General features: G+C 69.3%; 20 protein-coding genes. 10 read left to right on the forward strand and 10 right to left on the reverse strand.

The window, feature by feature from the left end; genetic code table 11:
• Nucleotides 1–140 precede the first annotated feature (140 nt).
• Nucleotides 141–1,079, forward strand: coding sequence for a LysR family transcriptional regulator (locus tag ACFVDP_RS27625; RefSeq protein WP_383495051.1), 939 nt, complete (start codon nt 141–143; stop codon nt 1,077–1,079).
• Between the two features lie 687 nt (nt 1,080–1,766).
• Nucleotides 1,767–2,747: a zinc-binding dehydrogenase gene (locus ACFVDP_RS27630; protein ID WP_383495054.1), complete on the forward strand. Its 981-nt coding sequence runs from the start codon at nt 1,767–1,769 to the stop codon at nt 2,745–2,747.
• A gap of 22 nt (nt 2,748–2,769) precedes the next feature.
• On the opposite strand, the gene ACFVDP_RS27635 is transcribed toward ACFVDP_RS27630, so the two are convergent.
• From ACFVDP_RS27635 to ACFVDP_RS27660, 6 genes are all read right to left on the reverse strand, one after another.
• Entirely contained in the window at nt 2,770–4,245 is a 1,476-nt protein-coding gene (locus ACFVDP_RS27635; RefSeq protein ID WP_383495058.1) for an aldehyde dehydrogenase family protein, read from the reverse strand.
• Nucleotides 4,246–4,288: 43 nt separating this feature from the next.
• A complete protein-coding gene (locus ACFVDP_RS27640; protein ID WP_383495061.1) occupies nt 4,289–5,302 on the reverse strand; it encodes an oligopeptide/dipeptide ABC transporter ATP-binding protein in 1,014 nt (337 codons plus the stop codon).
• Nucleotides 5,295–7,211 (reverse strand): dipeptide/oligopeptide/nickel ABC transporter permease/ATP-binding protein, encoded by a 1,917-nt coding sequence (locus ACFVDP_RS27645; protein ID WP_383495064.1) that lies wholly within the window; start codon nt 7,209–7,211, stop codon nt 5,295–5,297. Before ACFVDP_RS27645 ends, ACFVDP_RS27640 begins: the two co-directional genes overlap by 8 nt.
• On the reverse strand, nt 7,208–8,146 hold the full coding sequence (locus ACFVDP_RS27650) for an ABC transporter permease (RefSeq protein WP_383495067.1): 939 nt from the start codon (nt 8,144–8,146) through the stop codon (nt 7,208–7,210). Before ACFVDP_RS27650 ends, ACFVDP_RS27645 begins: the two co-directional genes overlap by 4 nt.
• A 14-nt stretch (nt 8,147–8,160) precedes the next feature.
• Nucleotides 8,161–9,786, reverse strand: a complete 1,626-nt coding sequence (locus tag ACFVDP_RS27655) for an ABC transporter substrate-binding protein (RefSeq protein WP_383495070.1) — start codon at nt 9,784–9,786, stop codon at nt 8,161–8,163.
• Nucleotides 9,787–10,335: 549 nt separating this feature from the next.
• Entirely contained in the window at nt 10,336–11,139 is an 804-nt protein-coding gene (locus tag ACFVDP_RS27660) for an IclR family transcriptional regulator (RefSeq protein ID WP_383495073.1), read from the reverse strand.
• Between the two features lie 162 nt (nt 11,140–11,301).
• On the opposite strand from ACFVDP_RS27660, the gene ACFVDP_RS27665 reads away from it, so the two are divergent.
• From ACFVDP_RS27665 to ACFVDP_RS27685, 5 genes are all read left to right on the forward strand, one after another.
• The gene (locus ACFVDP_RS27665) at nt 11,302–12,168 is read left to right on the forward strand and encodes an alpha/beta hydrolase (protein WP_383495075.1); all 867 of its coding nucleotides are present in this window, start codon (nt 11,302–11,304) and stop codon (nt 12,166–12,168) included.
• A gap of 53 nt (nt 12,169–12,221) precedes the next feature.
• Nucleotides 12,222–12,794 (forward strand): carboxymuconolactone decarboxylase family protein, encoded by a 573-nt coding sequence (locus tag ACFVDP_RS27670; RefSeq protein ID WP_383495079.1) that lies wholly within the window; start codon nt 12,222–12,224, stop codon nt 12,792–12,794.
• 62 nt (nt 12,795–12,856) lie between these two features.
• Nucleotides 12,857–13,789, forward strand: coding sequence for an aldo/keto reductase (locus ACFVDP_RS27675; RefSeq protein ID WP_383495082.1), 933 nt, complete (start codon nt 12,857–12,859; stop codon nt 13,787–13,789).
• Nucleotides 13,786–15,264, forward strand: a complete 1,479-nt coding sequence (locus tag ACFVDP_RS27680) for a DHA2 family efflux MFS transporter permease subunit (protein ID WP_383495085.1) — start codon at nt 13,786–13,788, stop codon at nt 15,262–15,264. Before ACFVDP_RS27675 ends, ACFVDP_RS27680 begins: the two co-directional genes overlap by 4 nt.
• A gap of 253 nt (nt 15,265–15,517) precedes the next feature.
• Nucleotides 15,518–17,155 (forward strand): subtype B tannase, encoded by a 1,638-nt coding sequence (locus ACFVDP_RS27685; protein ID WP_383495088.1) that lies wholly within the window; start codon nt 15,518–15,520, stop codon nt 17,153–17,155.
• A gap of 427 nt (nt 17,156–17,582) precedes the next feature.
• Here ACFVDP_RS27685 and ACFVDP_RS27690 read toward each other — a convergent pair whose 3' ends face one another.
• Nucleotides 17,583–18,857, reverse strand: a complete 1,275-nt coding sequence (locus ACFVDP_RS27690) for a CynX/NimT family MFS transporter (protein ID WP_383495091.1) — start codon at nt 18,855–18,857, stop codon at nt 17,583–17,585.
• A 54-nt stretch (nt 18,858–18,911) separates the two neighbouring features.
• Here ACFVDP_RS27690 and ACFVDP_RS27695 point away from each other — a divergent pair, with 54 nt between their 5' ends.
• The 3 genes from ACFVDP_RS27695 to ACFVDP_RS27705 all read left to right on the forward strand — a co-directional run bounded on the left by ACFVDP_RS27695 (nt 18,912) and on the right by ACFVDP_RS27705 (nt 21,663).
• A complete protein-coding gene (locus tag ACFVDP_RS27695; RefSeq protein WP_383495094.1) occupies nt 18,912–19,700 on the forward strand; it encodes a helix-turn-helix domain-containing protein in 789 nt (262 codons plus the stop codon).
• Between the two features lie 441 nt (nt 19,701–20,141).
• The gene (locus ACFVDP_RS27700) at nt 20,142–20,813 is read left to right on the forward strand and encodes a hypothetical protein (protein WP_383495096.1); all 672 of its coding nucleotides are present in this window, start codon (nt 20,142–20,144) and stop codon (nt 20,811–20,813) included.
• A gap of 433 nt (nt 20,814–21,246) precedes the next feature.
• On the forward strand, nt 21,247–21,663 hold the full coding sequence (locus ACFVDP_RS27705) for a hypothetical protein (RefSeq protein WP_383495099.1): 417 nt from the start codon (nt 21,247–21,249) through the stop codon (nt 21,661–21,663).
• Between the two features lie 272 nt (nt 21,664–21,935).
• On the opposite strand, the gene ACFVDP_RS27710 is transcribed toward ACFVDP_RS27705, so the two are convergent.
• The 3 genes from ACFVDP_RS27710 to ACFVDP_RS27720 all read right to left on the reverse strand — a co-directional run bounded on the left by ACFVDP_RS27710 (nt 21,936) and on the right by ACFVDP_RS27720 (nt 24,029).
• Nucleotides 21,936–22,061: a hypothetical protein gene (locus ACFVDP_RS27710; RefSeq protein WP_383495102.1), complete on the reverse strand. Its 126-nt coding sequence runs from the start codon at nt 22,059–22,061 to the stop codon at nt 21,936–21,938.
• 440 nt (nt 22,062–22,501) lie between these two features.
• On the reverse strand, nt 22,502–23,188 hold the full coding sequence (locus ACFVDP_RS27715) for an ANTAR domain-containing protein (protein WP_383495104.1): 687 nt from the start codon (nt 23,186–23,188) through the stop codon (nt 22,502–22,504).
• A gap of 97 nt (nt 23,189–23,285) precedes the next feature.
• Nucleotides 23,286–24,029: a GAF and ANTAR domain-containing protein gene (locus ACFVDP_RS27720; protein ID WP_383495107.1), complete on the reverse strand. Its 744-nt coding sequence runs from the start codon at nt 24,027–24,029 to the stop codon at nt 23,286–23,288.
• Nucleotides 24,030–24,661 lie beyond the last annotated feature (632 nt).

A 24,661-nucleotide genomic window follows, 5' to 3' on the forward strand; every position in this document is an offset into this window, starting at 1 on the left:
CTCAGTACATCGTTGCCCTGGGGCGTTCCGTCTGTGCGGTGACAGTGCCGAAGGTAGGCGGGGGACTCATCCGAATGCCAATAGGTGAACCGATATCCGCTATAGAACATCCGATGTCAAAAGGCGCTACGCTCGGGTGCATGAGCGACCAGAGCCTCGCCGCTGAGGAACGCCCGGCCGCGGGCGGGAAGCGGCTTCCGCCCCATGCGGACCTGAATCTGCTTCGCACCTTCCTGGGCGTGTACCGCTCGGGCTCGTTCACGGCGGCAGCACCCGGGCTGGGGCTGTCCCAGCCGACCGTGACCGCGCAGATGCGCACCTTGGAGCAGCAGACCGGGTGGGAGTTGTTTACCCGGCTGCCGCGCGGTGTGGAGCCCACGCCGTACGCGCACGAGCTCGCCACGCAGATCGCCGGTCCGTTGGACTCGCTGGCGGTCCTGGAGGACTCCGGCGCCACGGCGGCACCCGTTCATCTGGCCGGGCCGTCGGAGCTGCTGTGTGTGCGGGTACTGCCTGCGCTGGCGCCGTTGGTCGCCGACGGTGTCCAACTGCGGGTCACCCAGGGGCTGCCGGAGCCGCTCCTGGACGACATGCGCGCGGGCCGACAGGACCTGGTGATCACCACGCGCCGTCCGCGCGGCCGGGCGCTGGAGTCGGTGCCGCTCGCCGACGAGGAGTATCTGCTGGTCGCGAGCCCGGCGTGGGCGGAGCGCGTCGAGAGGGCCGACGACCTGTGCGCGGCGTTGAGCGCGGTGCCGATGGTGACGTACGCCGAGGACCTGCCGATCCTGCGGCGCTACTGGCGCACCGTGTTCGGAAAGCAGCTCACCGCCCGTGCCGCGGTCACCGTGCCGAACCTCTATGCGGTGCTCTCGGCGGTCAACGCGGGGGCGGGCTACAGCGTGTTGCCCCGCTCGCTGTGCGAGGAGTACCTACGTGCCGACCGCCTGGCCCTGCTGCACGATCCGGAGGAACCGCCGCTCAACACGTTGTTCCTCGTGCAGCGCCCCGGGGCCGGCACCAATCCCGATCTGGTCCGCGTCCGCGACCGCCTCCGGCAGGCCGCGCTCGACTGGTAGGTGCCGTCCGGGGGGCAGCCGAAGACGAGCTCAACGTTCTTGTCCACGCAGCACCGCAGGACGGCGACCAACTCGCTGATGTCTTCGATGCGCCGTCGTTGGACGGGGTTCCAGTCGTCAGCGTGACGTCGGTCGAGGATGGCTTCCAGCCGGGGCGGCATGGCAGCGCATTGGGCGGGCGTGAGGCAGGGGCCGTCGTCGTCCGGATGGTTGAGGAGCGGCGTCAGTGTGGTGTAGACGCTGGACCACTGGCGTTCTCCGCCGAACCCGTCCATCTCGGCGAGCGCGAACCCCTCGGCCTGGGCCAGCCACTTCCTGAACATGCCGAAGCCGGAGTAGGACCAGGAGACGTCCGGGCTTGCCACGTAGTCGTCATTTGGAAAGAGCATGAGCCCCATCGCGTCTCCCTTGCGTGCCCGGTATAAGGGATCACCGGAACCGAACGCCGGGCCACAGCCGGCGGCCAGGACATCTACGCCGTCACCGCGGGCGAGATCTTCGATGCTCCCGGCTTTCTGCGCGCGCTGGCCCCGCGCATCGCCCTCGACCTGCACCCACAGAAGCCGATCGGAACGTCTTTTGTAGGCTGAAGCAAGGGGGTTCGGGGGGCTTGAACCTCCCCGGACCCGCCTTCCGTTCACGGCTCCTCGTGCCGCCCCAGAACGTAGCTGAAAGAGGTGAAGGCCCGTGCGGGCTCTCGTACTGGATCGCCCCGGCGGTCCCGACACACTCCGCATCGCCGAGCTGCCGTTCCCCGAACCGGACGTCGGACAGGTCCGCGTCAAGGTGGCGGCATGCGGGCTCAACCCCGTCGACTACCAGCTCGCCAGGGACGGGCACCGGGACTGGACGTGGCCGCATGTCCTCGGACTCGACGTGGTGGGGACCGTCGATGCACTCGGCCCCGGCGTGACCGGGGCACGGCTCGGCGCACGGGTCGCCGTGCATGCCGACCTGCGTCGCCCGGGCGGCTTTGCCGAATACGCGGCTGTGGACGCGGCCGCCTTGGCCGAGGTGCCCGCCGGGGTCGACGCGGTGACGGCCGCGGCGCTGCCGTGCGCGGGTATGACGGCGTATCAGGCGGTCGTGCGACGACTGCATATCGGAAAGGACGACACGGTCCTGGTCACCGGGGGCGCAGGCGGCGTCGGAGGCTTCGCCGTGCAACTGTCCGCCCGCGCCGGAGCCCGGGTGCTCGCCACGGCGTCCGCTCACAATGCCGACCTCGTAAGGGCGCTGGGCGCTGACGAAGTCATCGACTACCGGACACAATCCGTCCCGGAACGGGTACGGGAACTGACCGGCGGCCGTGGTGTGGACGCTGTCGTCGACACCGTCGGGCCTGAGTCCGCCACCGCATACCTGCGCCTGCTGGCCCATGGCGGCGGGCTCGCCGCGATCGCCGGACGCCCCGACCTCACCGCGGTTGAGCCGTTCACTATGGCGCCGTCCGTGCACGAGATCGCCCTCGGCGCGGCCCACAGCCACGGCGACACACGCGCCCGCGCGGACCTGTCCGCCATGCTCACCGAGCTGCTGAGCCTCACCGCGCAGGGCCACCTGGACCCCCGGGTCATGCGCACGCTCACCCTCGACGAGGTCCCGTCAGGCCTCACCGAACTGGCCGGACGTCACGTGCGCGGCAAGTTGGTGGCGGCGGTGGCATGAACCGTCTCCAACGCACCCGCCTTCAGCCGGCGTTGATGACCAACGCCTTCACCTGGGTCCAGTCCTCCAAGTAGTCGGGCCCCATGGACCGGCCGAAGCCGCTGTGCTTGTAGCCGCCGAAGGGGGTGCCGATCGATCCGTCGGGGCCGCCGTCACCCACCGTGTTGACGGCTATCTGGCCGGCCTGGACACGCCGGGCGAGGCGGATCGCGCGCCCGATGTCCTGGGTCCAGATGGTTGCGGTGAGTCCGTAGCGAGTGCCGTTGGCGATCGCTACGGACTCTTCCTCGTCGTCGTAGGCGAGGACGGACAGAACGGGGCCGAAAATCTCCTCCTGGGCGATGCGCATGTCGGGGGTGACCCGGTCGAAGAGGGTGGGTTCGACGAAGAAGCCGTCGTCGTACGGGGCCCCGGTGAGTCTGCCGCCACCCACGACGACTTCAGCACCTTCTTCACGCCCGATGGCCAGGTAGTCCAGTACGCGTTGCTGCTGGCGGGCGTTGATGAGCGGGCCCATGTCGACGGGCTGGTCCCACAGGCCGACCCGGACGGCACGGAAGTGCTCGGCGAGCTCCGCGACCAGCCGGTCGTGGAGGGAGGAGTGGACGAGGACGCGAGAGCCCGCGGCGCAGACCTGGCCGCTGTTCATGATGATGCTGCGCACGATCGCGGGCACGGCCTGGGCGAGGTTCGCGTCGGGCAGCACGATCTGCGGGGACTTGCCGCCGAGTTCGAGCTGGAGCGGGATGAGGTTGCGGGCGCATGTCTCCATGACCGCGGTGCCGGTGGCGGGCGAGCCGGTGAAGCTCATCTTGCGGATGCCAGGGTGGGCTGGCAGGGCCGCACCCGCTTCGGCGCCGTACCCGGTGACGACGTTGAGGACACCAGGCGGAAGGCCGGCCTGCGTCGCCAGCCGGGCCAGGTAGAGGGCGGTGAGCGGGGCGTCCTCGGCCGGTTTGAGGACGACCGTGTTGCCGGCTGCGATGGGGGCCGCGGTGTTGAAGACGGTCATCGGGCCGGGCGCGTTCCACGGGATGATGGCGCCGACGACGCCATACGGTTCTCGCAGGGTCAGGCCCAGGACGTCGGGAGAGCGTGTGGGCAGGGTGTCGCCGAAGATCTTGTCGGCCTTGCCCGCGAGGTAGGTGAGTCGTGCGGCGATGGGGGAGGGGCCGACGGGGTGGCCGACCTCGATCGCCTCCAGGCGGTTGATGGTGTCGTCGTGCTCGCGCACCAACTCGGCCCAGCGGTACAGAAGGTCGCCGCGTGTGGCCGGGCTCGTGTCGCGCCAGGCGGGCAGCGCTTCCTCGGCGGCGCGTACGGCTTGGTCGACGTCCTCCGCTGTGCCGCGCGGGACGCGGGCCAGCAGGGCGCCGGTGGCCGGGTTCAACACGTCGATGGTCGACTTGGTAGCGGCGGGCACCCACTCTCCGGCGATGAGGTGCGTGCTGTCGGGCAGTAGCGCGGCGATGTCGAGCGGGACGGGGGTGGTGGTCATCTGAGTCCTTGTGTCGGGGAGTTGAAGGGTGCGGGACGGGCGGTCAGGCGGCTCCGGCCGGCGTCTGGACCGCGATCTCTTCGTGGCGGTGGCAGGCGACAAAGACCCCGTCGTGGTCTACGAGTTCGGGCTGGGTGGACCAGCAGGTCTGCTCGGCGAACCGGCAGCGGGGCGCGAAGGCGCAGCCGTTGCCGGCCCGCCCCTGTGCCGGGGTGGCCGTGACCGCACGGCGCCGTTCGGCCTGCCGACGGCGTTGGGCCACGGGGTCGGGGACCGGCGCCGCTGCGAGCAGTGCACGGGTGTAGGGATGCGCGGGCCGTTCGGCGATCAGCGCGGCCGGTCCGTGCTCGACGATCCGGCCGTTGTAGAGGACGACGATCGTGTCGCTGAGGTAGCGGACCACTGCCAGGTCGTGGGAGATGAACAGATAGCTCAGGCCGCGCGTGCGCTTGAGCCGGGCCAGGAGGTTGAGGACCTGGGCCTGGACCGAGAGGTCGAGGGCGCTGACCGCCTCGTCGCACACGAGGAAGTCGGGTTTCATCACCAACGCCCGCGCGATGGCGATGCGTTGGCGCTGGCCGCCGGAGAACGCGGCGGGATAGCGGTGCAGGGCGCCCGGCGGGAGACCGACGTCGTCGAGAGCGCGCAGCACGCGTTCACGGATCTCGTCCGGCGGCAGGGCCAGGTTGTAGCGCAGGGCCTCGGCGAGGGTGTCGCCGATCGTGTGGGCGGGGTTCATCGAGCCGTACGGGTCCTGGAAGACCACCTGCATACGGCGGGCGAGGAGTCGTCGGTCGGCGCGGGAGCTGTGCGTGATGTCCGCGCCGTCGAACTCGATCGTCCCCGTGGTCGTGGGGACGAGGCCGAGCACCGTGGCGCCGATGGTCGACTTGCCGGAGCCGGACTCGCCGACCAGGCCGACGGTCTCGCCGCGCCGCACGGTCAGGTCCACGCCGCGTACGGCATGAACGTCTCCGCCGCGCAGCCGGGAGCGGTGGTAGGTGACGCCGAGTTCGCGCACCCGGAGCAGGGGAGTGTCTGCGGTCTGTTCAGTCATGGGTCGGTCCTCCGGCCTGTGCGAGCGGGCGGATACAGCGTGTCGACCGTTCGAGCTCGACCAGATGGGAGACCACGACGGGCTTCTCCTTACAGGCGTCGGTCACCCGTGGGCAGCGGTTCTGGAAGTGGCAGCCGACCGGCCACTGCGTGGGCGGCGGCACGGCGCCTTCGACAGAGGGCAGCGGCTGGCCGGGCAGGGCGTGATGGGGGTCGGAGCCGAGAAGCCCGGCCGTGTAGGGGTGGGACGGCGCGGCGACCAGTGCGGTGACTTCGGCCTCCTCGACCACCTCGCCCGCGTACATCACCACCGCGCGGTCGCACAGGTCGGCCAGCACACCCCAGTCGTGGGTGATGAGGACGATCGCCGTGCCGGAGGACCGGAGGTCGCGGAGCAGATCGAGAATCTCGGCCTGTACGGTCACGTCGAGCGCGGTGGTTGGCTCGTCGGCGATCACCAGGGCCGGGTCGCCGGCCAGCGCTATGGCGATGCCGACGCGCTGGGCCATGCCGCCGGAGAGCTGGTGGGGGTAGCTGTTGGCCACGCGGGCCGGGTCGGGAAGCCGTACCTGCGCGAAGAGTTCGAGCACACGCTCCCTGGCCTGCTTGCGGGAACAGCCGGTGTGCAGACGCACGGCTTCGGCCACCTGGGCGCCGGCGGTGAAGGACGGGTCGAGACTGGAGATAGGGTCCTGCGATATCCAGCCGATCCGGCGCCCGCGGACCCCGCGCAGGGTCGCCGCGTCCGCCCGGGCCAGGTCGGTGCCCTCGAAGAGGAGAGTGCCGGCGGTGACGCGGCCGCCCGCGGGCAGCATGCCGAGGAGCGCGGTGGCGGTGACGGTCTTGCCGCAGCCGGTCTCCCCGACGATGCCGAGGACTTCTCCCGCGCGCAGGTCGAAGGACACGTCCCGGATGACCTTGGTGGGCGTGCCCTCGATGCGCAGGGCCACCGTCAGACCGCGCACCGACAGCAGGGCGTCGGCGTCCGGTTCCTCCGCTGCTGCCTCGGAGGTGTCGCCGCGCGGCCACGTCGTGCGCCGGGACGGAGCCTTGTCGGCTGGTGGCGCGTACCGCTCGGCCAACGTGTCGCGCAGCCCGTCGCTCAAGAGCCCCAGCGCCAGAATGAAGCTGATGATCATGAAGCCGGAGGGGACCAGGAGCCACGGATCGACACCGATGTTCTTGGACGCCTCGGCGATCATGCTGCCCCAACTGGCCTCGCTGGTACCGAGACCGAGGAAGCCGAGCCCGGTCTCCAGCAGCACCGCGTACGCGCCGAACACGGAAGCCTGCACGAGGACGACTCCGGTGACGCGCGGCAGGACGTGCCGCCGGATGATGACCCGGTCGCGGATCCCGCCCGCGACCGCGGCACGGACGTACAGCTCCTCCGTCACACCGAGCGTGGCCGAGCGGACGACCCGCGCCAGCAGTGGCGCTGCGAGCAGGCCGTTGGCGGCCATGGCCGCGCTCTCGTTGTTGGTGAACACCGAGAGGACCACAAGCAGCACGATGATCACGGGGACGGCGGAGACCAGATCGGCGGTCTTGATGACCAGCCGGTCGAACCAGCCGCCGCGGTAACCGGCGATCATCCCGGCCGGGACCCCGAGCGCCAGATAGACGACCAGGGTGATGACGACTCCGAGCAGGGTGATCTGCCCGCCATGCAGCAGTCGGCTGAGTACGTCGCGGCCCAACTCGCCGGTTCCGAGCCAGTGATGGCCGCTGGGGCCCTGGAGCGCGGCCGTCAGATCCTGCTCGTCCGGGTCGTAGGGGGAGAGCGCTCCGGCCAGCACGGTGGCCAGGACGACGAGGAGGAGGTAACCGGCGGAGACCGCCGCCGCGGGCTTGCGGAGCAGCCGTGCGGCGAAGCCGCGCCGTGTGCTCGTCATCGCCGGGGCCTTCATGTGCGTACCTTCGGATTGAGCATCGTGTACACCACTTCGATCAGCAGGTTGATCAGCATCACGGTGACCGTGAAGACGAGGGCGACGCCCTGCACCATGGGAATGTCCTGGGTCTGCGCGGCGGAGACGGCCAGGCCGCCGAGCCCCGGCATCACGAACAGGGTCTCGGCGAGCATGGTGCCGCCGAAGAGCGTCACCACGACCACGCCGAGGACGGTCACGACGGGGGCGGCGGCGTTGCGCAGCACGTGCCGGAAGACGACCGACCGCTCCGGGACACCGCGCGCCCGCAGCACTCGCACGTACTCCCGGTCGAGCTGGGTCAGCACGCCGTCACGGGTCTGCTTGGCCACCGGTGCGGTGGCCGGCACGCCCAGGGTGAGGACCGGCAGCACGAGCGACTCGAACCACTGCACCGGAGAGTCCGTGAACGGGACGTACCCCGACACTGGGAAGAGCGGCAACTGCACGGCGAAAGCCGTCATGAGCACTAGGCCGAACCAGAAGTTGGGCACGGCGAGGCCGACCAGTGAGAGCCCGTCCACGGTCCGCCCCAGCCAGCCGCCCTTGAGCGCGCTGAGGACGCCCACGGCGACTCCGGCGACGGCGGCCACCAGGATCGCGCCCCCGATCAGTGACAAGGTGGTCCCGAGGCGGGACAGCAACTGGTCGCTGACGGGGACGCCCGACGTGATCGAGTCGCCCAGGTCGCCGGTCAGGGCTCCGGTCAGCCAGTCCCAGTAGCGCACCGGCAGCGAGTGGTCGAGACCGAGCTGGGCATCAAGTGCCCTGACCTGGTCGGGACTTGCGTTGGTGCCGAGAATGGTGCGGCCCGGATCGCCCGGGACGAGGCTGGTCAGAACGAAGGTCAGAACCGTGACGCCGAACACCACCGGGACGGCTCCGAGCAGCCAGCGGAAGAGGATCCTGTGCATCTCACCTCACTCCTCTACTTGGTGGCGTAAATGGCCAGCGGGTTGATGAAGGGAGAGCCCGCGCTGACCTTGGCCCCGCTGATGCCGGGGCGGACGTAGTAGTTGACCGGGGTGAAGGCGACCGGGGCGAACCAGGCGTTCTTCACCAGGTACTCCTGCATCTGCCGGTCAAGGTCGGCGCGTTCGTCCGCGTCGGTGGCGGCAGCGGCCTTGTCGAAGAGCTCGGTCAACTCGTCCGAGGAGCTGCCGAAGCCGTTGAAGACCTTGGAGCCCGGCATGAACAGGTCCAGGCCCTCCAGATACATCGGCTCCACGGTGAAACCGCCGGAGACCGCCGGATACTTGCGGTTCGTCTCGTTCTCGACGAAGGACGTGATGCTGGTGACCGAGGTGACCTTCACCTTGATGCCGACCTTCTTGAGCTGGCCGGCGATCGCCTGCGCCATCGTGTCGAAGCCGACGAACGTGGCCGCGAGCACCGGCAGTTCGAAGCCGTCCGCGTAACCAGCGTCCTTCAGCAGCTTCTTTGCCTTCGCAGGGTCGTACGCGTAGTAGTCGGCGAACTCCTCCGAATAGCCGTCGGCGCCCTTGATCACAGTCTGCGCGGTCGGCGTCCCGGCGTCACCGAGCAGCGCCTTGGTGACCGCGTCCCGGTCGATGGCGTAGTTGATCGCCTGGCGGACACGGACGTCGCCGAGAGGCTTGCACACCTCGCCCTCGCGGTCGATGAGGCTGAGCCCCTGCATGATGCACGGCAGGCCGACGGTGGACATGCCGGCCGCCTTGGCCGAGGCGGCCGAGGTGTAGTCGCCCTTGTAGACGTCGAGCTCGCCCGTCTTCATGGAGTTGATTCCGGTCTGGCCGTTCTGGACGATCCGGATCACGATCTTCTTGAAGTGCTGCTTGGACTTGTCGTAGTAGGCCGGGTTGGCCGTGTATGTGTAGTGGTCGCCCGCCACGCTGTCGGAGGGCTCGTAGATGTAGGGACCCGCGCCCTGACTCGTCTTCGTCGGCGTCAGGTTCTTCACGTCGGCCAGGCCCTTGGGGCTGATGATCTGGCCGATGCCGTAGGCCTGGGTCAGCAGGGTGGGCAGGATCGGGTTGGACTTGGTGAGCTTGATCGTCAGGGCCAGCGGGCCGGTGGCCGTGACGGTGGCGTCGGCCAGATAGTGCGCCTGGTTGCCCTGGGCCTTCTTCGCGTAGTCGAGGGACGCCTTGACCGCGTCGGCGGTGACCGCGGTGCCGTCGGCGAACGTCACGCCCGGACGGAGGGTGACGGACAGCTCCTTGTTGCCGGTGCCGACGTACTTCCACGACGTGGCCAGCGCGGGCTCCACCTTGCCCTCGGGGGAGAGGTAGAACAGCGACTCGTAGGCCAGCATCGTGAAGTCGACGAAGCCGAGGTCGAGGGAGCCCGGGTTGAGTGTCGGGGGAGCCTGCTGCTCGGCGATGGTCAGTGTGTCGCCCTTCACGGCCTTGCCCGTGTTCTGGGCGCCTGCGGTGCCTTTGCCGCCACCGCAGGCGGCGACGGAGAGCGCGAACGCGGTGGTCAGGAAGCCGCGGCGGGTGAGTCGGGCGGTCCGCTGCGCTCTCGCGTGGGGCCGGTCGGGACGTGCGGAAAGGGAATCGGGGTGGAGCATGTCTTCTCCTTGCGCCACGGGTGGATCCGCCATGGCGGCGGGGCCGCAGAGGGCGGGCAGCTGAAGGTGATGAGAGACCTCCGCATGTGCCGGGCGCGTGTGGGAGCAGGGCCCGGGTGGCGCCCGCGAAGGGGATCCACCGGTGCACGGACGAGGAGGGGTGTGAACCGGCCGACGGAGGACCGGAGGAGAGGAGACGGGGCGGGTACGTCGCTGGCTACCGCCGTGCGGTGACGGCCGGGGAAGAGGCCGTAGGAGACCGACGGTCTTCGGGGTGAGCGGCGACGAACCGGAGGTGCTCCCGCTGCTCGCGAGGATCAGACTCAGATGCTGAAGTACTGCTGGCTCACCGGGGGCTGGCCGGTGAACCCGGGCATGGACGTCTTTCGGCCGCGGTGCGGACGATACGCGAATGGCCCGGTGCCGTAACCCTGCTGAAACGGCGTCCCGGTGTCCAGCGTTCGCGCAAGACGAATCGGGTGTCGGACGCGCAAGCTAAGCGTGCGGATCATGCAACGGTGTCACTGATGTGCTGGCGCAGGGGTGGCCTCAGCCCAGCAGGCCGTGCAGTGCCTCCGCCGTCGTCCGCGCGGCGTCGACCTGGCTCAGCAGGGCCTCGCGCGTTTCCAGGAAGGTGACCGTTGAGACGTTGACGGCACCGATGACCGAGCCCTTGACGTCACGGACCGGCACGGCGAGGCAGCGTACGCCGGGCTCGTTCTCCTCGTCGTCCAGCGCGAATCCCTGCTCGCGGACCTTGGCGAGTTCCGCGCGCAGTTCGGCCGGATCGGTGAGCGAGTGCTCCGTGCGGGGCTCCAGGCCCAGGCGCTCCACCAGGGCGGTGAGCTGTGTGTCGTCGAGGTCAGCCAGGACGCATTTGCCGATCGCGGTGGTGTGCAGAGGCAGTTGCATGCCGACGCGGGACGAGTCCTGTACCGGGTTCGTGCCCGCCACCTTGATGAGCAGAGTGACCACGTCGCCGGTGCGTACGCCGATGTGCACGGTGTGGCCGATGCGTCGGCCCAGCACCTCCAGCTCGGCGCGCATCACCTGGTCCTCTCCGCAGCCCTGGGTGATGCGGGCGGCGAGCGCGCGGATCCGCGGCCCGGGGCCGTAGCCGCCGGCGCCGTGGGAGGCCAGGAAGCCGGTCGTCACCAGGTTCTGAACGATGCGGTGCGCGCTGGCCTTGGGCACTCCCGCGGCTGCGGCGATCTCGCCGAGCCGGTGCGGATGGCCGGGTGCCGAGGCGGCCTCCAGCAGATTGAGGGCTTTGTCGGTGGCGTTGCCCGCGAGCGAGCTGCGTCCCGAGAGGCCGCCCGTCTGTGAGTCCACCGAAGTTTCGTTCCCGGCCATTGACAGGCTCCTGTCCCAGGGTTTCACTGAGCAGCGTTCCACAACAGAGTACACCATTCTACGTAATGGAACGTCCGGGTGGTGGAGGCGGAGGGCTGCCGCACCCACCTCGGAGGCCCCGGACGTACCACGCACCGTGAACATCCCGAAAGGACAAGCCCCGTGGCAGAGAAGGTCCACAAGGTACGCACGACGCCCGAGCAGATGGCACAGATCGAACAGATGTGGATCGACGAGGTCCGCGAGGACCAGGAGCTCACCACCTTCGGTCTCTACCCGCAGCCCTCCCGCGGCGGCGCGGACGCCCAGGGCAGCTATCAGCTCTACCTGCCGCCCCAGTACGAGACCGAGCCGGCCCGGCGCTTCCCCGTCATCTACTGGCTGCACGGCGGTTTCGGCAATGCCCGTCAGGGTTCCGAAATGGTTGCGCGGATCGACAAGGCCATCCGCAATGAGGTGATGCCCCCGGCGATCGTCGTCGTCCCGCAGATCCTGCCGGTCGGCTGGTACGTCGACTCCAAGGACGGCGCCCGCCCGCTCGCCCAGATCACCGCCTTCGACCTGGTCCAGCACATGGACTCCACCTACCGCACCATTCCCGAGGCTCAGGCCCGTACCGTCGAGGGCTTCTCCATGGGCGGCTTCGGCGCGCTGCACCTGGGCCTGAAGTACCCGAAGGTCTTCGGCAAGGTGTCGGCGGTCGCCCCGGCGATCCTGCGCGACCTGAAGGACGAGCCGGCGGACCGGGTGAACAACACCTACTTCGGCGATCAGGAGTACTACGACCTCTGCCACCCGTGGAGCCTGGTCCTGGCCAACGCCCCCGAACTGCGGCGCACCAGCCAGGTCCGGCTGCTGTCCGGCCGGCTCGACACCCGCCTGGCGCCCACGATCCGTGACCTGGACGCCCGCTTCACCGCCCTCGACGTGGACCACGACTTCTTCGAGTTCCCGGACGCGGACCACGAGTACCCGGACATCATGGACGGCTACGGAGACACGTACTACGCCTGGTGGCGCACCGCCTGACGGACCCTTGGCCGCCACCACCGCCTCCCCGTGTCCTCGAAAGGTCCCGCTCCATGCGCCTGACCCCACTGACCGGCCTGACCTCCCAACAGACAGAGCTCCTCGAGACCATCGTCGGTCCGGCCGTCGAACCACCCCCGCCCTTCCTCGCCTGGGCCCGCAACATGGAACTCGCCCACTGGGTCGAGAACCTGGGCCGCTACTGCCGCAACGAGTCCCGATTCCCGCAGCGGCTGAGGGAGCTGAGCGTGCTGATCTGCGCCCGCCACTTCGACAGCCAGGCCGCCTGGAACGCCCACATTCAGCAAGCCGTCGAAGAAGGTGTCCCGGCCGAGTGCCTGCACCGCCTCGCGCGCGGCGAGGACCCCGGATTCAAGGCCGAGGACGAGCGCGTCTTCCATGCCTTCGCCCACGAGATGCTCTACGACCACTTCGTCACGGACGCCACCTATGCCGAGGCCATCGCCCTGTTCGGCGAAGCGGGTGTGCTCGACCTGATCGGCTGCATCGGCAGCTTCAGCATGTCCGCGATGATGCTCAACACCTTCCACATCCCGCTGCGGCCGCACCTGCCCCGCCCCTTCGCCGACGTCGACGGCTTCCGACGAGTCCCCGCGGACGACTGACCAGCCCGCGGGGCGCCCCGGACACAAGGAAGGTTCACCTCGACATCGAAAGGGTGTGGCCGATGCCGCATTCCCCCCTGCAGCCGCTCGACGGACCGCTCGACAGTGAGAGCGCGGCGCGCGGCGCGCGCCGGTTCGTTCTCGGCGGCCCCTTCGGCGCGGAGCCCGCCGAGGCCACCGCCGCACGCCTCGCCCACTTCGCCGACACCGGCGGCGTCCTCGTCGAGACCTCGCACAGCTATGCCCGCGGCCGGGCCGAGGAGGCCGTCGGCCAATGGCTGCGCGGCAACCCCGGTGCCCTCAGCGTGCTCACCAAGGTCGGGCACGACACAACGGGTGAGGACATCCCGCTGCGCAGAGACACCGTGTTCGAGCATGTGCAGTCCGCGCTGCACAAGCTCGGCGTCGATGTCATCGACGTACTCCTCTACCACTGCGACGACCTCGGCCGCTCCGTCGCCGAACTCGCGGACACCCTCGTGGGGCTCGTCGACGCCGGACACGTCCGCCGGGTCGGCGTCTCCAACTGGCGGGCCGAGCGCCTGTCGCAGCTTGCCGACGCACTGAATGAACGAGGCCACACCCTCGTGGCCAGCTACCAGTTCAGCCTCGCCGAACCCGACCCGACGCTCCTGGAAGGCAGCCTGCACGCCGACGACGCCGTACTCGACGTCGTATACGCGCACCGCCTGCCCCTGATCAGCTGGTCCTCCCAGGCCCGCGGCTACTTCGCGCGCAGCGGCCCCAAGGAACACCACGGCAAGCCCGATCCGTACGACACCGAGGACAACCGCGCCCGACGGCAGCGATGCCGGGACCTCGCGGAGCAGCTCGGCACCCGGCCCGAGACCGTGGCCCTCGCCTGGACGCTTCAGCACCCCGGCGTGTGGCCGTCCATCGGACCGAGAACGACCGCCCAGATCGACAACTCGCTCCACGCGTGCCGCATCGCGCTCACCGCGGAGCACACGCACTGGCTCCGGCACGGCCGGTGAACCCCCAGCGTCCGGCCGGCCCAGGAGCCTCCCCGCGCCTGGCCGGCCGGGTGTCCACGAAGGTCGCCGTCTGCGGGGTGTTCGTCGCCGCGAACTTCATGGCGATCATGGACACCACCATCGTCAACGTCGCCCTCCCCGCCATCGGCCACGACTTCGGCGTGGACCTCTCCGGCCTGAGCTCCGTCAACATTGGCTACCTCGTCGCCCTCGCCGTCTTCATCCCTGTCTCCGGCTGGCTCACCAACCGCTTCGGCACCCGGCGCACCGTACTGACCGCGCTGCTCCTGTTCACCGTGGCCTCGGGGCTGTGCGCAACTGCCGACTCGCTCGAAGCGCTCACCGGCTACCGCATCCTCCAAGGTGTCGGCGGGGGACTGCTCGCCCCCGTCGGCATGACGATGATGCTGCGTGCCTTTCCCGTGGCCGAGCGGCTGCGCGCACAGCAGTACGTCATGCTGCCGACCACCGTCGCTCCCGCCCTCGGACCCGTCCTGGGCGGCTGGCTCGTGGACACGGCCTCCTGGCACTGGGTGTTCCTCGTCAACCTGCCCGTCGGAGTACTCGCGTTGCTCTTCGGAGCGGCCGCCCTACCGGACTTTCCCGGCCCGGGGACGCCCCGGTTCGACGCGCTCGGCTTCGTTCTCGCGGGCGGTGGACTCGCCGCGGTCCTGTACGCCCTGACAACGGCTCCGGATCGGGGCTGGGGAAACGGCGGCACACTGGGTCCCCTGGCCGGCGGAGTCGCGTCCCTGGCCGTGATGGTGGTGTGGGAGCTCCGCTCCCGGCACCCGCTGATCGAACTGCGCGTCGCGAAGGACCAGTTGTTCCGCACGACCCAAGTGGTCCTGCTGCCCACCGGAGCCGCCTTCATGGGCGTCCTCTACCTCTATCCCCAGTTCCTGCAGACAGGTCTCGGATACGGCGCTCTCCACTCCGGTCTGGCCACCTTCCCGGAAGCACTCGGCATGCTGACCGCTTCCCAGATCGTGCCCCGCGTCCACGACCGACTCGGCCCCCGTCTGCTGATGGTCGTGGGCGGCATCGGGGCAGCGCTGATCATCTCCGTCCTCGCGACGCTGATGACCACGCCGCACCCCCTCGCCCTGTACCCCTCCATGTACCTGCTCGGGACGTCCGTCGGTCTCCTCTTCGCGAGCGCCCAGAACGCGGCCTTCGTCACCATCCCGCCCTCGCGCACGGCCGATGCCACCACGCTGCTCAATATGCAGCGCCAGACCGCGGGCGCTTTCGGAGTGGCCCTGGCGGGCACGCTCACCGCCTCACTCGCCCGGCCGACCGGAGCCACCGGCGCCTACCCGACCGCCTTCCTCGCCCTGGCCGGCCTCTGCCTGGGCGCCTCCCTGCTCGCTCTCCGTATAAGCGACCGCAGGGTTCGTGAGGCATACGAGGCCGACGCCCCGGCATCCAGCAGCGCCAAAGCCTCGCGGCTTGGTCGGAATGTGGAGCGATGACGCCGTACCCGAGCGGGGATCGGGGCCGAGGCTGCCGACGTCCTTGGCTATGCCGCGACATGTGCGCTCAGGACCTGTCGAGGGTGCTGCTCCCGCAGGAGGGGATTCGGCTGATGGCGGCTCTACGAAGCGGTTGTGGACGGCCTCTCAGCCGAACTTCGAAAATGATGAGATTGTCGATGAAATTGTTGACGATTTTTAGTGTTGAAACCTAGCTTCAAGTCCCGTCGCCGAGAGCTAGGAGCTCACCAGAATGAAGCGCAGGACCGTCATCACAGGACTAGCCGCGGCCGCTGCCGTGCCGGCCACGACCGCACTCACCGCTGGTACGGCGCACGCGAGCACCGGATCGAAGGCGTCTGCGTCAACCGCGGCCTCCGCGAACCGCAACGTCTCACTGCTCTTCGACCGTGACGCCTACTCAGTCCTGACCACCTCGGTCACCACCGGCAGTGGTGACCACACGGTCACGTACCACTTCTACAAGGCGCTCACCTACGTGGCGAAGCCGGTCGACGCCGCCTACCAGAGCCTCAACATCAGCGTCCCGGTCTCTATCGACGGCAAGGCGGTCGACGCCTCACATGCGCCGATCATGCTGGCCAACACCATGGGCGGGTACTCCGCATCCTCGGTCGCGGCCGCTACCGGGGTCGGGGCCAATAACGGTGGCGGTCCGCCAGCCGGCGGCATGCCCACCGACGCCACTGGCGCGACCGCCTCGCCCAGCGCATCCAACTCCACCGGCACCACGCCGGACGCCGGAAACGCCGCAGGCCAGGGCAACACCGCGCACGAGAACAACGCCCTGTACGCCCTGGCGAACGGATGGGTCGTGGTGGAACCGGGCGTTCGCGGCCGCGAGAACGTCACGTCGGACGGCACGTACTACGGCAAGGCGCCGGCCTGCATCGTCGACCTCAAGGCCGCTGTCCGCTACCTGCGTTTCAACAAGCACCGTATTCCGGGCAACACCGACTGGATCGTCTCCAGCGGCGGCAGCGCCGGCGCGGCCCTGTCCTCACTGCTCGGCGCCTCCGGCGACAGCGCGCTCTACCACTCGTACCTGAAGGAGATCGGTGCGGCGGACGAGAGCGACGCGGTCTTCGCCACCACCGCCTACTCTCCGATCGCCGACCTCGAGCACTCGGACATGGCCTACGAGTGGATGTTCGGCAGCCTCCCCCTGCAGAACGGCTCTGTCGTCGACCAGACGTACTCGACCCAGCTGCGAGACGACTTCGCGGACTATCTGAAGTCGCTACGACTGCGGGGCGTCAAGGGCTACGGCACGCTCACCGCGGACAACTATGCCGACTACATGGTCAAGGTGTACCTGGAGCCCTCGGCGACCGAGTACCTGGCGGGCCTGTCGGCCGAGGACCGTGCGGCTTACCTGGCCGACAACACCTTCATCAACTGGTCCGGTGGCAAGGCCCGCTTCAGCTGGGACGGCTTCCTCTCCCATATCGGCAGCCGCAGCAAGGACGTGCCGTCGTTCGATGCCCTTGATCTGAGCAACCGGGAGAACGAGGAGTTCGGCGACGCGACCACGAACGCCCGGCACTTCACGCTCTACAGCCTCCGTGAGGCCACCGGTGACGCCACGGCGCCGCTCGACGTGGACCTGCCCAAGAAGATCAAACTGATGAACCCGATGTACTTCGTCGGGCAGCGCAACCCGGGGCGTTCGAGGCACTGGTGGCTGCGTACTGGTGCCCTGGACACCAACACCTCGCACCCCATCGTGCTGAACCTCGCTGCAGGCCTCAACAGTCTGGGCGACGACGTCAACTCGTACCTCTACTGGGACGGCGGTCACGCAGTGAACGAGGACGCCGACGACATGATCGCCTGGGTGAACCGCCTCACCGGTCACCGCCTCGCGTAACCCTGATGGGAGAGACGACGCCATCGTCAGGCGATACCGGTGCTCCGCGTACCGGTCTGAGAAGGAGGAAGTAACTGATTCCTCAAGTCGTCTGTCAAGTCGCGACGGCGACGGGAGGTGTGAGTTCGTAGCATCGCCGGTCTCGCAGGAGGTCCCAGAGACCATGGACGCGGCGTCGCTCCGGCGGAGATCCGGGCGACGATGATCGACGTCGTGGTCCGTAGGCCCTTTCGGTGCAGGGCGGCAACCCGCCCTGCACCGAGTCCTGTTGTCCGGCGCGAACCGAGCCCTCTCGGCTGAGCGTCCGGTCCGGCAGGGTCTACTGGTCCGCTGTGATCGGCATCTACGGAGCCCGCCTCGGGGCCGAACCGCCCGCCGCCTGCGGCAGGCCGAAAGGCTGCCCGGAGCCTACGGATCCCGCCGTCCGTCAGCCGCCGTTTGCGAGGACGTGCCGCTCCCGGCTGGCGAGTACCCCCGCCCACAGCTGGAGGGCGAGCAGGCCGATGAGCGCCAGGAGGGGGACGGTCCAGCCGCTCGTCGCGGTGTAAAGCGCGCCGAGGCCGATGGGGCCCAGTCCGGCCAGGAGGTAGCCGAGCCCCTGGGCCATCATGGAGACGTGTCCGGTGTGCCGGGCGTCGGGCGAGCGCTGGACGATGTAGGTGAGGGACAGGCTGAGGGAGGCGCCCTGGCCGAGCCCGAGCATGGTCATCCAGAGGTACGCCGCTGAGGTGGGGGCGGTGGCCAGACCGGCGAAGGCGCCGGCGGTGAGCACGGCGGCGACCGCGACGGGGAGCCACACCGGGCGGATCCGCCTGGCGAGCGCGGGCGTCACGAGCGAGCCGGCCATGCCGATGAGGGCGGAGTACGACAGCATCCAGCCCGCCGTGTGGGCGTCCGCGCCCGCGTCCCGGAACAGGGTCGGGACCCAGGTGAGGGCGGCGTAGTAGCTCATGCTCTGCAGGCCCATGAGCGCGGTCACGGCGAGGGCGACCGGGTCGTGGAGGAGGGATCGGAGGGAGGGCTCGCCAGCCTCCGGCGGGGCGTCGGTGGCGGCGTGGGTCCGGGGGTCCCGGGCGGGGGCCTGCCGCAGTTGCGGGACGAGGACGAGGAAGGCGAGGAGGGCGGGGATCGCCCACAGTGCCAGGGTGGGCCGCCAGGCGCCGACCCGGGACAGCAGCGGCACCGTGGTGCCGGAGGCGACGGCGGCACCGACGGAGAGCATCGTGGAGTACAGCCCCATCATGAGGCCGACGTGACCGGAGAAGTCCCGCTTGATCGCCGCGGGCATGAGCACGTTGGCAATCGCTATCGCCGCGCCTACGACAACGGTCCCGGCGAACAGACCGGCGAGGCCGGGCTGGAGCCGCAGGGCGATGCCGGCGGCGAGCGCGACCATCGTGGCGGCGAGGAGCCGGTGCAGGCCCAGGCGGCGACTGAGCGCCGGGGTGAGAAAGGCGAAGACGCCGAACGCGATGACGGGGATGGTGGTCAGGAGGCTGACGACGACTTCGGAGAGTCCGAGGTCGGCGCGGAGGTCCGAGAGCACCGGGCCGACGGAGGCGACGCCGATGCGAAGGTTGAACGCGGCTAGGAGGAGGCTGAGGGCGAGGACGGCGACGCGGATACGGCGGCGTGGCCGTGGGCGCGGTGCCGGTGCCGCCGGGGCGGGGGCGGGGTCTTGGAGACGGACGGGGTGGTTCATGCCTCCAGTTCAACTGGAGGCCGTGTGGGCGGCCAACTGATAATCTGCCGGGATATGCCTGAAAACCGCCAGGAGCCGCACGACCAGTTGCTGCCGCTCGACCGCTCGCTGCGTGAGCACGTCTTCAAGCTCGGCCACGACGAGCGCACCCCCGAGCACGTCCATGCCCGCGGACACCTGGTCTACCCGGCCACGGGCGTGCTCTCGCTCGTCACCTTGCTGGGTTCGTGGATCGCCCCGTCGAACCGGGTCGTCTGGATCCCCGCGGGCTTCGAGCACCGTCACCGCGGGCACGGCGAAACGGACATGCGCGTCGTTTTCATGGCACCGAGCCTGGCCACGCTGCTGCCCCCGCACCCCGCGGTGCTTGTCATGACGCCGCTCGCGCGGGAGGCCACGCTGGCGCTGACCGGATCCGAACGCCGCTCCGCGGGCGCGCGCTCCCGGCTGCGTCGGGTGGTCATCGACGACATCACGACCGCGCCGGAACAGCCACTGCACCTTCCCGAGCCCCACGACGACCGCCTGCGCGCCGTCGTGGCCCTGGTCGAGGAGAACATGTCGGCTCCGCTCACTCTGGGCCGCTTGGGCCGTCAAGTCGGTGCCGGCGAGCGCACGCTCAGCCGCCTGTTCCAGCAGGAGACCGGCATGAGTTTCCCTCAGTGGCGCACCCAGCTCCGCGTCCACCACGCTCTGCTGCTTCTCGCCAGCGGTGTCTCGGTTATCAACACGGCGACGGCCTGCGGCTGGGCGAACCCGAGCGCGTTCATCGACGCTTTCACGTCGCTGGTGGGGCAGACTCCGGGGCAGTATCAGCGGTCATTGCGGGGCGATACGAGGTAGACGGGCACCCCCGATGGAGCCCCGGCACCCCGGTGTTGTCCTTCTGGTATCGAGTCCCGGGCGGTCGGTCCCGGGCCGGCAGCGGTGATTTTGAGGGTTGCGGGGCCTGCCGGGGTGTGGGTGGTGCGCCACCAGGTGCCGTCCAGTTCCTGCCGACAGGTGGGATCGCTTCTGCCGCGGCGCAGCACCCGCAAGGTGCGGGAAAGGTCGTAGGGGATGGGCGGTGCCCAGATGCGGCGGGCCATGCCTTCAGGCTAGGCGTCGGCCGCGCTCCCGGATCCCGGAGCGGTGAGGAACGGGGCCGTGACGCGCGTCAGACCCGCGCGGGGGTGGCAGCGGGTCTGAGGGTGATCACCACGGGGGACGTGGTTTCCCAGTGAAACGACCGCAGTCGATCCCGGATACGGCTCCCAAGAGCCTTTAAGCGGCGCGGTGGCCTCCGTGACGGCGGCGAGCCGGCGCAGGTACGGCGACGGCCGCCTCGTCGGCGATGTCGTCGAAGTAGCCGTCGCCGTAGGCGGGGGCTACGAACAGGTTTTGCCACTGCGGCTTCGGCCCGGCAGTTTCCGCATTGCCCACCGTCTCCACCCGCCGGTGCTGCACCATTTCGCGCACGCGATCCCTCACTCATCCATGAATTTCGAGCGGCCGCGGACTTTCCCACGCGGCCCCGGCTGCAGGGCAGCCACCAGTGACAGTGTCCTGTCGCACCCCAGAACTAACATCACATCCCTGACCGACGCACCCGACTTCCCCGCGCCGCTCATCGACGCACAGCGGGAAATCCTCCAGATTCAGACCGACCTCCATGCGCTGCAGACCAAGCTGGCCTGGTCGCGCGAGCCCAACGACGCCATGAAGATCGATGGATGGCGCCCCTTCGAGCGGCCCGCGACCGACGGCTGGAGCGAGCAGGACGCCATCAGGGTCGACGAGCTGCGCGGCCGGGAGCGGGAACTTGCCACGTTCATCGTCTGCCACCGGCACTGGAGCTCCTTCAGCGGTCCCGATCGGGTCACGCAGCGCAGCGTGCTCAAGCATCTCCCTCAAGCTCAGCCGTTGCACGACGTGGATGCCGGCGCGGACGCGCCGCAGGTCGTCGAGGCAGCCTGAAGCCACAGACCCGCTGCGCCCCGACATGCCTGCCCGGTGTCCGAAACGCGGCGCATCCACTGCTGCGCGGGGACGAAGCACCGACCCTGTGGCTAACGTGAGGCCCGATCTTCACGACAACGGGGGTGTGCGCATGCTGCCAGGGAGAGGACGGGCTCTCTACCGCGGAGTCCTGAGCACTGCGGCGGTGCTTGTCGCCTTGGGACTGACCGGGTGCGGCCAGAGCGCCACCGCTGACAAGGACCACGAAGCTGCCTCTGCCGGTGACACACCCGTTGGCGGCCAATCTCCCAGCACCTCAATGACGCCCGGCGCCTGTCCGACGTTGTCCGACCGATCAGACGCGCCGCTGACCACAGCCCCCTCCGGCGTGACGTGGTCGGTGTTCAAGACCGCGGCTCTGCCTCGGGCGAAGGCCGCCGGCCCTGCCGTCATGGAGCACGATCTGGCGCGGTGCTACGCGCACACCCCCACCGGCGCCCTGATCGCCGCGGTTCAGATCTCCAGCAGGAGCATGACTGCGGACAACTGGCAGGACGTTTTTGAGCGGCAGACCTACGGCGTCGACCGGGCCTCGACGCTCAAGCAGTTGAAAGATCAGTTCGGCGAGGCGCCGCTGCCTGCACCAGAGCCCGGTGAGCTGGGACAGGTGGCAGGTTTCCGCTATGTCACCTACAACCCGCAAACCGCCGTGGTCGAGGTCCTGTACCGATACCCGGACGGCTCGCATCAGTTCCAGCCGATGACCACGCGCTGGCACGGCGGGGACTGGCAGATCGAGATCAACAACAATGTGAAACGCCGTGACGCGTCGTCGACCGAGGAGTTCGTTACCTGGGGCGGTGTGTGAAAACGCTGGAGCGCGCGGGACGATAGCTTCCCGAGGTTCGAGGAGTTCGGCTCCGAACATCCGGGCTGGAGTTCTGCGAACAGGAGGAGGCCGTCTCGTCCCAGCAGTCCGCGCAGCACGTTGAACCGGCTGACAGCGGCCGTGCACCGGCGGCGGAGCCGCAGCTGACAAAGGTGCGGTGCGGGCCGCAAGTCTCGTCGATGGCCCGCACCGCAGGAACAGGGTAATAGCCGCGCCCTTGCCTCCTCTGCGAGTTCAGCGCTCCCGGGCGGTCAGCGGGCGAAGGTGACGGTCAGTGGGGCGTTCGGGCACGAGGCGAGTTCCTTGTCCAGGGCCGTCTTCTCCGCGGGGTCGACGGTGAGCTGCCAGCGCATCTTGGTGGCGACCCAGTCGCTCACGTAGGTGCAGCGGTCGCCCTCGAAGGGCGGCAGCCACTCGGCGACGTCCTTGTCGCCCTTGGACCGGTTCGAAGTGCGCGGGTTCGCGGATTCCTGGACGCGTTCGAGTGGGAACTGATGGCGTAAGGCACGGTAGTCATGTTTGAGGGCCTGGTTCCCTCCCTCTGGCTGTAAAGGTGTGAACGGGCTTTGGCCCACTTCCTGTGGAGCAGGCCACGAGCACCTCCGTACGGTTCCGTAGGAGGCGCTGTACCTGCGCCGTATCGGCCCGGCGCCGCTCGACAAGCCCGATGTCGCGCAGCTCCACAAGAAGTGGGCCAGAGCCCGTAGAGACGTGCACAGTCAACAAGTCCCGGCCCCACAACGTGCCTCAGCCCAAGGCCAGATCGACAGCAACGACTGGCTAGGGCTTGCGTGTAGGGGTCTTCCGCTTCGGGTGCTCAGGGCTGTGGGGTGTCGTCGTTGAGGTGCAGGTGGTGGGCGAGGACGTCGCGGGCGACGTCGAGGAGGGGTCGTTCGTGGCTGAAGGCGTGGCCGCGCAGCAGGATCAGGGCGTGGTCGCAGTCGGTGTCGAGTTGGGCGGCGAGCATGCCGGTGGCCTGGTGGACTTCGGCGAAGTGCAGGCCGGGATCGTCCAGGAGCGCGGTGGGTGCGAGGTCGGTGGCGGTGGCGATGGTGAGCTGGGCCAGGGTCTCGGCCAGGCCGAAGGCATCGGCCAGTTGTTCGTCCGACATGGGTCCGGGGTGGATGCGGTAGCCGCTGAGGGCGCCCAGGCCGATGATGCCGATCCGCAGGGGGAAGGCGAACACGGCGTGTACGTCGAGGGCCTGGATGGCGGCGGGCAGGCCCGGCCACTGCTCGCCTGTGTATTGCGCGATGTCGGGTATCAGCAGCAGAGTTCCCAGGCGTGCGGCGTCGAGGCTGGGCCCCTGGCCCTGGACCTGTTGGAGGTCTTCCAGCGTGCCCGTGTGCTTGCCGTGGGACTGCATGAGCTGGGCCGGTCCGCCGGTGGGGGACAGCAGTAGGCCCAGTCCGTCCAGGCCGAGCATGGTGGCGAAGTCGGCCAGTGGCAGGGGGATCGGGTCTGGACCGGTGTGGGAGTTGAGGGCCTGCAGGTAGGCGGTCATGACCGGATGCGTCACTGTGCCCGCCCCCTTCCGGGTGTGGTGCAAGTCGGCCGGACCGCAGTGTGCTCGTGCGCGTCTGCGTTGGGGCAGGGGTTCGTCACTGACCGGGCCGGCGCAGCAGCGAGGGATCGACCGCGCCTTGCAGCACTTGCCGGGCGACCTCGGTGAGCCGCATCTGATGAGTGCGCGCGAAGCGGCGCATCCGGGCGAAGGCGTCTTCGACGCCGGTGTCGAGCCGGTGTGCGAGGTAGCCCTTGGCCTGCTCGATGATGATGCGGGAGTCCAGGGCCCGCTGCAGTTGTGTGTTGATGGTCATCTGTTCGCTCACCGCCCGCTGTTGCAGGACGCCGATGGTGGCGGTGTCGGCCAGCGCCTGGGCGAGCTTGAGCTGCGAGGGGCCCAGCGGGCCGGGCTGGTCGCGGAACAGGTTCAGGGCTCCGATCACCTGGTCGTGCAGCCGCAGCGAGCAGGCCACCACCGAGGTGAAGCCGAGGCCCACGGCCCGTGGCGCGAACCGGGGCCAGCGCCTGCGCGCGTTCGCGGTGTTCAGCGGCGCATGAGGGACCTGATGCCTGGTCAGGTAGCAGTCCCGGCAGGGGCCCTCGTCCCATTCGATGCTGGCCACCTCCAGCAGGCGGGTGCGCTCGTCGGAGGCGGCCGCGTCCACCAGCCGGCCCTGCGGGGTGGCCAGCAGGACGCCGGCGGCCGTCACATCCAGCAGGTTGACGCAGTACTCGGCCAGCGTGTGCAGGAAATTGATGACGTCGAAGTCCCGCACCAGCGTGTCGGCGAGATCCACGAACGCCACCGCCAACTGCTCTTCATGCGGCAGTTCAGCCATATACCGGCCCACCCTCACAGCGACTGGAAACGCTCTCCCGCAGACCGCTCACGGGCTGTTTCCGTCCAGCTTCCTCCCCGGCCGCGCATCGGCGCCAGAACACCTGCCGGATACAGGCAGTGACGAAACGTTCCGTGGCCCCTCCACCTGCCCGAACAGCCATGCCCAAGACACACTCGCTGGCCGATGGTGCCGGAATCGGCGTACACAACCTGGTGCCGCACGCCCGCCCTGCGCGTGGCCAGGCAGGACTACGGTGTGTGAGTACCATCGTCGGCCACCGTATGGCCGCTTCTGGCAAGGTCCCCGGTCCCCGGACGCTCCCAGTCCTCCGCCATCAAGGAGTCCGCGTCCTGGAATTCAATCCGGCAGCCAGCCCATCATCCTGAACTCACCTCCGCGGGGCCGCCTCCGCGATCCCGGGGCCGGGCCCATACCCACGGGGGCATGGGCCCGGCCTCCCACCCCTTCCGGCCTGTTCCAAACCGGGGCTACTCCCGCATGCCCCGGAGCCGGAGGGGCGCTGGGGGGGGGGGGGTGGGGGGGGAGGAAAAGGAGGAGGGCGGGAACACGAACCCGCCGACGACCGCCCGGGACAACGCCCCTCACACAGGAACAACAACAGCATCCCA

The organism is Streptomyces sp. NPDC057694 (assembly GCF_042799415.1).
In the GTDB taxonomy this organism is placed as follows: Bacteria; Actinomycetota; Actinomycetes; order Streptomycetales; family Streptomycetaceae; genus Streptomyces.

What these genes read in the sequence shown, in the direction of transcription:
- ACFVDP_RS27655 (WP_383495070.1), bottom strand. Translation starts at nt 9,786, where the DNA reads ATGCTCCACCCCGATTCCCTTTCCGCACGTCCCGACCGGCCCCACGCG.
- ACFVDP_RS27625 (WP_383495051.1), top strand. Translation starts at nt 141, where the DNA reads ATGAGCGACCAGAGCCTCGCCGCTGAGGAACGCCCGGCCGCGGGCGGG.
- ACFVDP_RS27685 (WP_383495088.1), top strand. Translation starts at nt 15,518, where the DNA reads ATGAAGCGCAGGACCGTCATCACAGGACTAGCCGCGGCCGCTGCCGTG.
- ACFVDP_RS27705 (WP_383495099.1), top strand. Translation starts at nt 21,247, where the DNA reads ATGGAGCACGATCTGGCGCGGTGCTACGCGCACACCCCCACCGGCGCC.
- ACFVDP_RS27635 (WP_383495058.1), bottom strand. Translation starts at nt 4,245, where the DNA reads ATGACCACCACCCCCGTCCCGCTCGACATCGCCGCGCTACTGCCCGAC.
- ACFVDP_RS27675 (WP_383495082.1), top strand. Translation starts at nt 12,857, where the DNA reads ATGCCGCATTCCCCCCTGCAGCCGCTCGACGGACCGCTCGACAGTGAG.
- ACFVDP_RS27650 (WP_383495067.1), bottom strand. Translation starts at nt 8,146, where the DNA reads ATGCACAGGATCCTCTTCCGCTGGCTGCTCGGAGCCGTCCCGGTGGTG.
- ACFVDP_RS27690 (WP_383495091.1), bottom strand. Translation starts at nt 18,857, where the DNA reads ATGAACCACCCCGTCCGTCTCCAAGACCCCGCCCCCGCCCCGGCGGCA.
- ACFVDP_RS27720 (WP_383495107.1), bottom strand. Translation starts at nt 24,029, where the DNA reads ATGGCTGAACTGCCGCATGAAGAGCAGTTGGCGGTGGCGTTCGTGGAT.
- ACFVDP_RS27670 (WP_383495079.1), top strand. Translation starts at nt 12,222, where the DNA reads ATGCGCCTGACCCCACTGACCGGCCTGACCTCCCAACAGACAGAGCTC.
- ACFVDP_RS27695 (WP_383495094.1), top strand. Translation starts at nt 18,912, where the DNA reads ATGCCTGAAAACCGCCAGGAGCCGCACGACCAGTTGCTGCCGCTCGAC.
- ACFVDP_RS27645 (WP_383495064.1), bottom strand. Translation starts at nt 7,211, where the DNA reads ATGAAGGCCCCGGCGATGACGAGCACACGGCGCGGCTTCGCCGCACGG.
- ACFVDP_RS27640 (WP_383495061.1), bottom strand. Translation starts at nt 5,302, where the DNA reads ATGACTGAACAGACCGCAGACACTCCCCTGCTCCGGGTGCGCGAACTC.
- ACFVDP_RS27715 (WP_383495104.1), bottom strand. Translation starts at nt 23,188, where the DNA reads ATGACCGCCTACCTGCAGGCCCTCAACTCCCACACCGGTCCAGACCCG.
- ACFVDP_RS27660 (WP_383495073.1), bottom strand. Translation starts at nt 11,139, where the DNA reads ATGGCCGGGAACGAAACTTCGGTGGACTCACAGACGGGCGGCCTCTCG.